This window comes from Nocardioides sp., from assembly GCF_034670285.1.
In the GTDB taxonomy this organism is placed as follows: Bacteria; Actinomycetota; Actinomycetes; order Propionibacteriales; family Nocardioidaceae; genus Nocardioides.
Genome location: NZ_JAXMNS010000139.1, coordinates 1 through 8,599 on the forward strand (window position 1 = coordinate 1; position 8,599 = coordinate 8,599).

The following is an 8,599-nucleotide window of genomic DNA, read 5'->3' on the forward strand; positions in this document are numbered from 1 at the left end:
GGCTCCCCAGCTGTCGGCACGGTGGTCGCGGGTCAACGGCGCCCTCGCCGCCCCGTGCGCCCACGCTGCGGGGATCCTCACCACCACCCAGTCCACCGCGTCGTGGGTCGCCGACCTGCGCCCCCACGACGGCACCGGCCCGCTCTACTGGGTCACCGGCACCTCCGCCCCGTGCACCTCGATCGCCAAGCCCGTCCGCGTCACCGAGCCGGCCGCCGTCGACCCGGGCTGCGTCGGCTCCGGCGCGATGCCGACCAACACCTTCGACCCGGCGTACCGCTGGTGGCGCCACGAGCGACTCCACCGGATCATGCTGCGCGACCATGAGCAGGCGCTCGCGCGGTATGCCGGCGAGCGCGACCGGCTCGAGAAGCAGTGGTTCGCCGAACCGCCCACCACCGCGGAGGCGTTCGCCGCCGCCGACCGGCTCGAGGAGGCGTGGCTCGAGGAGCTCATCGGTGCCGAGCTCGCCGAGACCCGCCCCGGCTGGCTGCGCCGCCGGTGGCGCGCCATCGACCGCTCCGCCAAGATGCCTGCATGAAGGTTGTCGTCATCGGAGCCGGGCTCGCCGGTCTGTCTGCCGCCCGCCACCTGCAGGCCAACGGGGCCGAGGTCGTCGTCCTCGAGGCCCGCGACCGCGTCGGCGGTCGGCTCGAGGGCGGCACCATCGAGGGCCACCCTCTCGAGCTCGGCGGAACCTGGATCGGCGAGGGCCACGCGCGGATGTATGCGCTGGCCGACGAGCTGGGGCTGGCGACCTTCCCCACCTGGAACGACGCGGGCAAGCTCGTCATCCAGCTCGGCACCAAGCGCAGGTTGATGTCGGGCAAGAGGGGCGCCGTGCCGCGGCTCAACCCGGTCGCTCTCGCCGACCTTGCGCAGGGGATGCTGCGCTTCGACCGGCTCGCCCGCAGCGTCGACCCGGCCCGACCGTGGGCGCACCCGAAGGCCGAGCTGCTCGACGGCCAGACCTTCGAGACCTGGGTCCGTCGCACGTTGCGCACCCCTGCCGGCCGCGCCTACTTCCGCACCGCCACCGAGGCCGTCTTCGCCGCCGACACCACCGACCTGTCGCTGCTGCACGCGTTGTTCTACGCCGTCAGCAACGCAGATCTCGAGACGCTGCTCGCCGTCGACCGCGGCGCCCAGAGGGACCGGGTCGTCGGCGGGTCGGTGCTGGTGGCGGAGCGGCTCGCCGACGGGCTCGACGTCCGCCTCGGCGCGCCGGTCACCGGCGTCGCGGACGACGGCGCCCAGGTGAGCGTCACGACGCGGTCCGGCGAGGTCGTCACCGGCGACCGCGTCGTTGTCGCGCTGCCACCCACGCTCGCGGGCAGGCTGCACTACGACCCGCTGCTGCCCGCCTGGCGAGACCAGCTCACCCAGCGCGTCCCGGCTGGCACCGTCGCCAAGACGTTCGCGGCCTACCCCACGCCGTTCTGGCGCGACGCCGGGCTCAACGGCCAGGCCGCCTCCGACCAGGGCCCGGTCAAGGTCGCCTTCGACGTATCCCCGCCCGGCGGCAAGGTCGGCGTGCTGCTCGGGTTCGTCGAGGGCGGCGAGGCTCGCCGCTGGCAGCGGCTCGACGACGACGAACGCCGGCGCGAGGTCCTCGACTCTTTCGTGCGGTACTTCGGCCCGCGCGCCGCGGAACCCACGTCGTACCTCGAGAAGGACTGGAGCGCCGAGGAGTTCACCCGCGGCTGCTACGGCGCCCACTTCGCACCGGGCGTGTGGACCAGCTATGGCTCCGCGCTGCGTGAGTCCGTCGGCCGGATCTTCTGGGCCGGCGCGGAGTACGCCGTGGAGTGGAACGGCTACATGGAGGGGGCCGTGCGGTCGGGTGAGGCGACGGCGCGCGAGGTGCTCATCCGCGCGAAGGACGACTGAGCGGACGCCACGGGCAGCCCCCGTGCGGAGAGCCCGAAATGCACGAAAGGCCCCGACCGCCGTAGCGGTCGGGGCCCTTCAGTGAAAATCAGGCGACGCGGACGTTCTCGGCCTGGGGACCCTTGGGGCCCTGGGCGAGGTCGAACTCGACCTTCTGGTTCTCGTCGAGCGACTTGTAGCCGTTGGACTGGATCGCGGAGTAGTGAACGAACACGTCCTCGCCGCCACCGTCCTGAGCAATGAAGCCGAAGCCCTTGTCAGCGTTGAACCACTTAACAGTTCCCAAAGCCATGATCTGTTCCTTTGTTCGGTACCGGGAGCACCGTGCGCCCGGGCCGCTGAAGACATCCACCTGTGCTGGTCCAGCGAACCGAATACCAGAAGTACGAAACATGGGCCGCGACATGGTGTGCGGCGCGGATGACCAAAAGGCGTCATCCCTTCAACTGAGATCAGCCTAGCCCCTCCAGGGCCGTTCTGGGAATTCCCGCGTCGGCGGGTCCTCGCTCAGTGCGATCCGGCTCGGGCAGCACCCTCGGCGAGCAGGAGCTGCGCCGCGGCGTAGGTGAGCATCACTGCGGTCTCCAGGCGCGGCGGCGGGTCGTCGAGGAGGAACTCCCCCGCGCCGATGAGACCGTCCGACACCAAGAACAGCGCAGCCCCGGCCTGGCTCGCCCGCCGCGCGTCCTGCGGCACGGAGGCAGCGAGACCGAGGGTCGAGGCGACCATCGAGGACAGCACGGCGTTGTAGGCGACGACGGTCGGAGCGAGTCGGGGGTCCTTCCGCGCCGCACCGAGCGCCAGACGCGGCGTCGTCACGGCCCACAGGGCCGCCACCGCAGCCGGCCCGCGCACCGGGGTCGTGGAGCGATGAGCCCTGAACCCGCGGATGTAGGCGGCGTGGCCGAGCGCGAACGACCCTGCTCCGGCCATGAAGCGCTCCGGACTCTCCTCGAGCAGCAGCACGTCGCCGCACCAGCCGCCCGCCTGGGCCGCGATGGTCGTGGTGCGCAGCGGCGACGTCGCTGCCCGGGGGTCGGTGGCGAGGGAGGCCGCGAGCAGGGGCACCAGCAACGGCTTGGTGACGGTGCGTGCTCCCCGCACCCGTGCGGACCGGGACCCCGCCATCACCGCATCGACGGCGGCGACCGCGACGTAGGCGACCTTGAGCCCGGTGCTTGCTCGCTTCATCGCCGTCGACACGGGCCGACGGTATCGCTCAGCGGCGCTCGCGCTCGCGAGAGCACTCCCCGTAGTCGGCGCGCCCGCTGAGGCAGTCCCGCGGGAGGCCGTACTGCAGGGCCAGCACGACGAGCGGTTGCAGCACGAGGACGCCCACTACGCCCCCCGCGACCCGTCGGCGCGTCATGCGCGGACGTCGCCGGACCAGCACGATCGCCGACACCGCGGCGAGCCCGAACCCGATGAGCAGCACCCCCTGCACCTCGATCCGGCTCATCGGAGCAGGCTCCACAGCGAGCGCGGTCGCGCACATGATGCGGGCGTACGGCGATGCCGGGGCGGCCATGGGTCCCTCGTCGTCGTAGTCCGGGCAGGGGTCATCGACGACGGTGAACGCCACGAGGAGGACCAGAGCGGCAATTGCTCCCGCGACCAGGGCTGCAACCACGCCGGCCGCCGTCCAGCCCCGACGTGCGGGGGCCGTCGCGCTGTCGGCGTGTGGATCCTGCACAAAGGTGAGGATAGGTCGGCGCGGGCGTCTAGGGTCGAAGCATGGAGCAGCAACCTGTCCAGACGATCGACCCGCAACTGATGGGCGACGCCGCAGCGATGCAGGGCCTGGTCGAGGTCATGGCTCTCCTCCACTCAGCGGTGGGGCGCCACGCGGTGCTGGACGCTGTCGTGAGCGGTGTGCGCGACGCGCTCGGCTTCTCGATGGCAGCGATCCGGGTGCTGGAGGAGGACGGGCGGATGCTGCACACCGCAGCCGTCGTGGGGCCACCCGACGCGACTGCTTCCCTGCAAGGACGCACCCTGCCGCTCTCGGAGCTCGTGATGGAGTTCGGGTGGGCCGAACGCGACGAGGACGTCTACTTCGTCCCGTGGGAGCGCCTGCCCGACGACATCATCAGCACGTGGGTGCCGGAGGCGCCGATCGCGGACGGCCCGGACGCCTGGCACCCGATGGACGCCCTCTACGTGAGGCTGAACGACGACGAGGGCCGGCTGCTCGGGGTGCTCGGAGTCGACCTACCGGTCAGCGGGCGCCGGCCGGACGCGCACCAGCGCCAGCTGCTCCAGCTCTACGCGCGACACGCGAGCCTTGCCCTCCAACGCACCAAGATGATCGAGAACCAGTCGCGGCTGGTCGCCTCCCTGCTGGCCGCCCAGCAGGAGTCCGACTCGATGGTCGCCACGCTCACGCACGACCTCAAGAGCCCGCTGACGGTGATCCTCGGTCACGCCGAGCTCGCCCGCGACGGTCTGCTCGACGACGACGACCCGGTCGCCGTCCGCCTGGACAGCGTGCTCAAGGCCGTCCGTCGTATGCAGACCACGATCGACGCCCTCCTCACCGAGCGCGAGTCAGCGCACGACGAGCCGGTGCACGTCTCGACCTGGGAGCCCGTCGACCTCGCGGCCATGGCCGGCGAGCTCGTCGCCTTCTCCGGCGTCGTCGCCGACCGTCGCCGGCTCACGCTCGAGCTCGCCGTGGGCGAGGGGGACGCCGTCGTCGAGGGCGACCCTCGCGAGCTCATCAGGGCCATCGACAACCTGGTGTCCAACGCCCTCAAGTACACCCCTCCCGGCGGACACGTCGTGCTCGGCGTCGAGTGCCTCGAGGACGAGGTCGTCGTGACGTGCGCCGACGATGGGCTCGGGATCCCGGTGGCCGAGCAGCGCGAGGTCTTCGGTGCCTATGCGCGCGCGGCGCGCGCGAAGGCCGAGGGGATCGAGGGCTCGGGCCTCGGACTACCGAGCGCCCGCCGCACGGTGGAGACCCACGGCGGCACCCTGACGCTCGCCTCGGCCCCCGGTGACGGCGCCACCTTCACCGCTCGTTTCCCGCGGCCCTCCACCACCAGGGACCTCAGCCCTCAGCGGACCTCGTAGCTGATTTGCAGCTCCTTGATGCCGTTGATCAGGTTGGAGTGCAGGCGGCGCGGCGGGGCCTCGAGCTGGATGTCCTCGATGGTGCCGGTGGTTTCCTGCGTCGCGGTCATCGCGCCTGCGCCGGGGCGTAGTCCGACTCGAGCAACTTGGCGAAGCGGTTGAGCATGAACTTCAGCCCCAGGCCCATCAGCGGGTCGGTCATCCTGGCCATGATCTTCGACGAGCTGCCGGTGTCCATCGCCATCGTCCAGTCGATGCTGGAGCGTCCGCCGCTCAGCTCGGTCACGTCGTAGTTCTCGGCGAACGCCTCGACGCCCTTCTTGGAGGCCGCGTTGAAGCGGAAGGCCATCCGGGAGCCGTGCTCGTAGGCGATGAACTCCTCGTGGCCGACGAGTCCGGCCCACATGTGGACGTCGCGCGTCGAGCCGACCTCGAGCGGGAAGCCCGAGGTCCAGTCGACCCGGTTGATCGGCAGGGCCCACTTGACCCAGGCGTCGGCATCGAGGAGCAGCTCGAAGACGCGCTCGGGCGTGACGTCGACCTCCACCCTGGCGCGGTGGATGGTGGGGGCGGTGTCGAAGAACTCGACTCCCACCTTCGTGCACGGAACCGTCATGGCCTTCTCCTCTGTTGGTGACGCTCTGGGTGGTGCGCTGGGTCTGCCGGCGGGCTCAGGAGCGGGACGACGAAGGCCTCGACCATGGCGCGCTCGACGGCGTCGTCCTCGGCGGGCATCGCCAGGAACGACACGATGCAGCGCAGCAGCCATGCGCCTCGCAGCGCGATCTCCTCCGTCGACTCGTGCTCGACGTCGAGCTGCTGGGCCAGGCCCGCGGTCATCGCCTGCAGGAGCTCGGAGTTCTGGCTCACCGCGATCGGGGCGGCCATGTTGTCGGGCTCGAACCAGACCGCGAGCAGCGGATCGGCCCGGACGGCGGCGATGCCGTTGAGGATCAGGTCGGTGAGCTCGGCCGGGTCACCGGTGGACGAGGCCGGGGTGATCTCGGCGGCGATCCGCAGCGTCGCGCGATGGACGAAGCCGAGGTGCAGGGCTTCACGGTTGGGGAAGTAACGGTAGAGCGTCGCCCGCGAGCACCCGGCCGCCCGGGCGACGTCGGTCATCGCGGCGCGAGCGACCCCGAGGCGGGCGAAGGTCGCGCCCGCCGCGTCGAGGAGCTCGTCGACGGCCGTCGCCGAGTCGGAACGCCGATGCCACTCATTGTGAGACACATCGGCGAGTGTGCCTCATTCGGTCAGGCGTGACAACGATCAGCCCTGCCGATCTGCACCGGGAGGAGCCGGGGCGTGCAGGTCGAAGCGCACGCCCAACATCCGGATCGCGAAGCAGAGCGCGGCTCCGGCGACGGCGGCCGGGACCACAGGCGCACCCGCCTGAGTGGCGACCACCAGCACGAGCGCGCCGGCCAGGGCCGGGACGGCGTACAGCTCGCTGCGCAGCACGACCGGGATCCGGCTGACCATCATGTCGCGCAGCGTCCCGCCGCCGACTGCCGTGATCGCCCCCAGGATCACCGCCTGCGCGAGACCGGCCTCGAAGTTCAGGGCCTTGAGCGCTCCGCTGACCGCGAAGAGGCTCAGCCCGGCGGCGTCGAGGACCACGATCGGACGGGCGAGCCGATCCATGCGGGCCCCGAAGGCGAAGGCCACCAGGCTCCCGGTCGCGGCGACGGCCAGGTAGCGCCAGTCGCTGAAGGTCGCCGGGGGCAGCGAGTCGAGGAAGACGTCGCGGATGATGCCGCCACCCAACGCGGTGACCATGCCGAGCGTGATCACCCCGATGATGTCGAACCTCGCCACCCGGATCGCGATCAGCGCACCGTTGAGGGCGAAGGCGAAGGTGCCTGTCAGGTCCAGGACCAGGAGGGTCGGGAAGGCGGTGTCCACGAGGCATGTCTACCTCCCCGGGGACACCGCGCAGCAGACCGGTGACGCCTCCTAGGCGGGCTGCCCGGCGAACAGGGCGCGCACGTGCTCGTTGAACTGCCGCATCGGCAGCAGCGGCCCGACCTCGAGGAAGACCGTCGCCTCGGTGGCGGTCGCCGTGTGGCCTGCGGGCCAGTAGTAGACCTCCCCCGCGCTCGCCACCTCCTCGGTGCCGTCGGCGTGGACGAGGCGCAGCGACCCCTCGAGCACGATGCCCCAGTGCGGGCTGGGGCACCGGTCCCCCGGCAGCCCCTGGAGCAGCGGCCCCATGTCGGCGCCGGCCGGGACGCTGGCGTGGCGGATCGCCATGTCGCCGAGCTCGAGGTAGCGCGTCTGGACGTCGCCCTGGTCGATCTCGACGGGCATTGCATCAACTGGTGTGGCCATGATGGAGCTCCTCTGACGGATGAGTGGTGCAGGAGTGCTGACACCCGACAGGCGTGAGAATCGGTGTCACAATGAAACGGTGACCCCGTTGCTGGAGGCTCAGACGTCGTTGGACGCCGGCTCCTGGCAGGACGCCCTCGACGCGCTGGACGACGGCGAGCCGCTCAGCCCGGAGGCGCTCGAGCTGCGCGCCACCGCGCTCTACGGTCTCGGCGACTTCGATCGGACGGTCGCGACCTGGGAGGAGCTGCACCTACTGCGGTGCGCCCAGGACGACCACGCGCAGGCGGCTCGCGCGGCAGTGATGGTCGCGATGTTCCTGCTCATCGACTCCGGTCTCATGTCACCGATCCGCGGCTGGCTGAACCGCGCGCGGGCGCACCTCGACGACGTCCCCGAAGGGGCGACCCACGCGCTGGTGGAGTCGATCGCGGCCTACGAGCGCTTCTTCTGCGGCGACGTCGTCGGGGCCGCGCGGGCAGCCGAGCGGGCAGGCAGTCTCGCCGTCGCGTACGACGTCGCCCCCGCGCTGGCGATCAGCAAGACGCTGCGCGCCCGGCTGCTGGTGCTCGACGGTCAGGTGGAGGCCGGTCTCGAGGCCCTCGACGGCGTCGGCACGTTGCTGATGTCGGGTGAGATCGACAACCTCACCGTGGGAATGATGCTCTGCGAGATCATCTGCGCCGCCCAGTCGCTGTCCATGCCCGACCTCGCCCGCGAGTGGACCGACGTCATGGAGCACTGGCGTCACGGAGCTGCGATCGGCGGCATCAACGGTCGCTGCCGGGTCCATCGTGCTGAGCTGCTGCGCCTCAGCGGTCCGTGCGAGACCGCGGAGGCCGAGGCGCTGGCGGCCTGCGACGCGCTGCGCCCGTGGATGCGGCGCGAGTTCGGCTGGCCGTTGGTCGAGCTGGGCACCATCCGGCTGCGCAAGGGAGACCTCGACGGAGCCGAGGAGTCCTTCCTCGCCGCCGACGCCCTGGCCTGGTCGCCCCAGCCCGGGCTCGCCCTGCTCCGCCTGGCCCAGGGCGACGTGGCCACTGCCGCGACGATGATCGCCGACGCCGTTGCTCGCCCTCCCGAGCTGCCGTGGAAGGAACGCCCGCCCAGCGGCGACCTCCGGCTGTCCCCCTTCCTGGACGCCCAGTCGGAGATCGCCCTCGCCGCCGGCGACACCGCCACGTGCGTGGCCGCCGCCGAGCGCCTGCTGGCGATCGCCGTACGGTTCCCGAGCCGCGGGCTGGCAGCAGCTGCGGAGCTGGCTCGGGCTAGGGCCCACCTGGCGTCCGGTCGGTATGACGAC

At 71.5% G+C, this 8,599-nt stretch carries 12 protein-coding genes; 4 read left to right on the forward strand and 8 right to left on the reverse strand.

The genetic code is table 11. The features are described from left to right. Both VOI19_RS08765 and VOI19_RS08770 read left to right on the forward strand, forming a co-directional pair. Window positions 1–541 (forward strand): hypothetical protein (locus tag VOI19_RS08765; protein ID WP_323792584.1); only part of this gene is annotated, 541 nt, incomplete at its 5' end. After that, entirely contained in the window at window positions 538–1,890 is a 1,353-nt protein-coding gene (locus VOI19_RS08770; protein ID WP_323792585.1) for a flavin monoamine oxidase family protein, read from the forward strand. The genes VOI19_RS08765 and VOI19_RS08770, both read left to right, overlap by 4 nt. Window positions 1,891–1,978: 88 nt before the next feature. Here the strand turns inward: VOI19_RS08770 and VOI19_RS08775 are convergent, their stop codons facing one another. From VOI19_RS08775 to VOI19_RS08785, 3 genes are all read right to left on the reverse strand, one after another. Next, a complete protein-coding gene (locus tag VOI19_RS08775) occupies window positions 1,979–2,182 on the reverse strand; it encodes a cold-shock protein (RefSeq protein WP_323792586.1) in 204 nt (67 codons plus the stop codon). A 215-nt stretch (window positions 2,183–2,397) separates the two neighbouring features. Further along, a complete protein-coding gene (locus tag VOI19_RS08780) occupies window positions 2,398–3,093 on the reverse strand; it encodes a lysoplasmalogenase (RefSeq protein ID WP_323792587.1) in 696 nt (231 codons plus the stop codon). A 16-nt stretch (window positions 3,094–3,109) separates the two neighbouring features. Next, the gene (locus VOI19_RS08785; RefSeq protein WP_323792588.1) at window positions 3,110–3,583 is read right to left on the reverse strand and encodes a hypothetical protein; all 474 of its coding nucleotides are present in this window, start codon (window positions 3,581–3,583) and stop codon (window positions 3,110–3,112) included. 41 nt (window positions 3,584–3,624) lie between these two features. Here VOI19_RS08785 and VOI19_RS08790 point away from each other — a divergent pair, with 41 nt between their 5' ends. Next, window positions 3,625–4,965 (forward strand): GAF domain-containing sensor histidine kinase, encoded by a 1,341-nt coding sequence (locus VOI19_RS08790; RefSeq protein ID WP_323792589.1) that lies wholly within the window; start codon window positions 3,625–3,627, stop codon window positions 4,963–4,965. Here VOI19_RS08790 and VOI19_RS08795 read toward each other — a convergent pair. The 5 genes from VOI19_RS08795 to VOI19_RS08815 are packed head-to-tail and all read right to left on the reverse strand — an operon-like array spanning window position 4,950 to window position 7,296. After that, window positions 4,950–5,075 carry a hypothetical protein gene (locus tag VOI19_RS08795; protein ID WP_323792590.1) on the reverse strand — a complete coding sequence of 42 codons (126 nt, stop codon included), beginning with the start codon at window positions 5,073–5,075 and terminating at the stop codon, window positions 4,950–4,952. The genes VOI19_RS08790 and VOI19_RS08795 overlap by 16 nt on opposite strands. After that, window positions 5,072–5,581 carry an SRPBCC family protein gene (locus VOI19_RS08800; RefSeq protein ID WP_323792591.1) on the reverse strand — a complete coding sequence of 170 codons (510 nt, stop codon included), beginning with the start codon at window positions 5,579–5,581 and terminating at the stop codon, window positions 5,072–5,074. The genes VOI19_RS08795 and VOI19_RS08800 overlap by 4 nt, the downstream gene beginning before the upstream one ends. Next, window positions 5,578–6,195 carry a TetR/AcrR family transcriptional regulator gene (locus VOI19_RS08805; protein ID WP_323792592.1) on the reverse strand — a complete coding sequence of 206 codons (618 nt, stop codon included), beginning with the start codon at window positions 6,193–6,195 and terminating at the stop codon, window positions 5,578–5,580. Before VOI19_RS08805 ends, VOI19_RS08800 begins: the two co-directional genes overlap by 4 nt. A gap of 39 nt (window positions 6,196–6,234) precedes the next feature. Then, complete coding sequence (locus VOI19_RS08810) at window positions 6,235–6,870, reverse strand: trimeric intracellular cation channel family protein (RefSeq protein WP_323792593.1); 636 nt, start codon at window positions 6,868–6,870, stop codon at window positions 6,235–6,237. 51 nt (window positions 6,871–6,921) lie between these two features. Continuing rightward, entirely contained in the window at window positions 6,922–7,296 is a 375-nt protein-coding gene (locus VOI19_RS08815) for a hypothetical protein (protein ID WP_323792594.1), read from the reverse strand. Window positions 7,297–7,375: 79 nt separating this feature from the next. Between VOI19_RS08815 and VOI19_RS08820 the strand changes: the two genes are divergently transcribed. Next, a partial coding sequence (locus VOI19_RS08820) for a hypothetical protein (RefSeq protein WP_323792595.1) occupies window positions 7,376–8,599 on the forward strand: 1,224 nt, incomplete at its 3' end.

What these genes read in the sequence shown, in the direction of transcription:
- VOI19_RS08815 (WP_323792594.1), bottom strand. Translation starts at nt 7,296, where the DNA reads ATGGCCACACCAGTTGATGCAATGCCCGTCGAGATCGACCAGGGCGAC.
- VOI19_RS08770 (WP_323792585.1), top strand. Translation starts at nt 538, where the DNA reads ATGAAGGTTGTCGTCATCGGAGCCGGGCTCGCCGGTCTGTCTGCCGCC.
- VOI19_RS08800 (WP_323792591.1), bottom strand. Translation starts at nt 5,581, where the DNA reads ATGACGGTTCCGTGCACGAAGGTGGGAGTCGAGTTCTTCGACACCGCC.
- VOI19_RS08790 (WP_323792589.1), top strand. Translation starts at nt 3,625, where the DNA reads ATGGAGCAGCAACCTGTCCAGACGATCGACCCGCAACTGATGGGCGAC.
- VOI19_RS08795 (WP_323792590.1), bottom strand. Translation starts at nt 5,075, where the DNA reads ATGACCGCGACGCAGGAAACCACCGGCACCATCGAGGACATCCAGCTC.
- VOI19_RS08775 (WP_323792586.1), bottom strand. Translation starts at nt 2,182, where the DNA reads ATGGCTTTGGGAACTGTTAAGTGGTTCAACGCTGACAAGGGCTTCGGC.